The 1151-nt window shown below is 45.7% G+C and carries 1 protein-coding gene and 1 pseudogene; both read left to right on the top strand.

Going from position 1 to position 1151, the window contains the following annotated elements:
* Positions 1-331, top strand: a pseudogene (locus P5674_RS24985) (reverse transcriptase/maturase family protein); the annotation flags it as partial.
* A 430-nt stretch (positions 332-761) separates the two neighbouring features.
* Positions 762-923, top strand: a complete 162-nt coding sequence (locus P5674_RS24980) for a hypothetical protein (protein WP_315670412.1) — start codon at positions 762-764, stop codon at positions 921-923.
* Positions 924-1151: the final 228 nt, after the last annotated feature.

Here is a 1151-nt window from a genome sequence, read left to right as displayed (position 1 = left end):
GAAACAATGGCTCAAAGCTGGCGTGCTAGATAACGGTGTATTTGAGGATACAGAAGCAGGGACACCCCAAGGAGGGGTAATAAGTCCAATACTCGCCAACATCGCACTGTTGGGCATGATTAGGTTAATAGAAACAATGTATCCCAAGAAAAAGAACAGGGTGCAAGCCAATGTCATAAGATACGCCGATGATTTTGTAGTGATATCACCTTCACTAGACATCATTGAACAGTGCAAAACTGCTATTTCCGAATGGCTAAAACCTGTAGGACTAGAAATCAAACCTGAAAAAACTCGAATCTGTCACACACTCAATCCAATTGTGCGAAACGTTTAGGAGACCAAATAGGGCTACAATGCCTGAAATAACCTCCTAGTGGGACTCCAACCCCTTGGTTGGATATAAGGAGTGCTCGCCTGACCATCCCATAACTATCTATGTGTCTCAACATCTGGCTTCGACAACCAGATAAGGCAGAGAGACTCAAGGTCAAGACTAAGCGAAAGAAAGAGGGAAGTTGTGAACCCTTGAGTATAACGTAAGGTTGAGAGTAACGGCGGTGTGCGAGACGTTTAGGAGTGAAATAGGGCTGCAATGCCTGAAATCATCTCCTAGTGGGACTTCTACCCCTTGGTAGAATATAAGGTGAGCGTACCTGACCATCCCATAACTATCTATGTGTTCCAATTATCTGGGCTAAATTGGATTTAGAATCAGATAAAGGCCAAGAGACTCAAGGTCAAGGCTGAACGCTGGTGTTATGTACAGCAGGAAGTTGAGAGTAACGGCGGTAGCCACCCCCAGTTTCAAGGCTCACACCCGTCAGATTGAAGCGGGGAACGGAAGGCGTGAAGTAGAACCTACTACCATACGCGACCACTGCCAACCATCCATGATTAGGGAAACCGAATGTCCGGCTTGAACCATCGTAATACTCTAGTAGCGAAATAGGTTGATACGCTGCGCTCAAAAGAGCACGGGGAAAAGAAGGGGTATATTACCACCACCTTCACAGACCTTTAAAGTACCCCGGTGGATAGGACGAATCTAAAGATGGAATGCCCGCATAGATGGAACGTTTAAACCCCTCATTGGCTCTGCTAATAAATATAGCACCAGACAGGAAAGTTAGGACGTATAATGGAGAGGA

This window comes from Limnospira sp. PMC 289.06 (assembly GCF_032350395.1).
Classification (GTDB): domain Bacteria; phylum Cyanobacteriota; class Cyanobacteriia; order Cyanobacteriales; family Microcoleaceae; genus Limnospira; species Limnospira platensis.
This window is presented reverse-complemented; position numbering and strand designations above follow the sequence as displayed.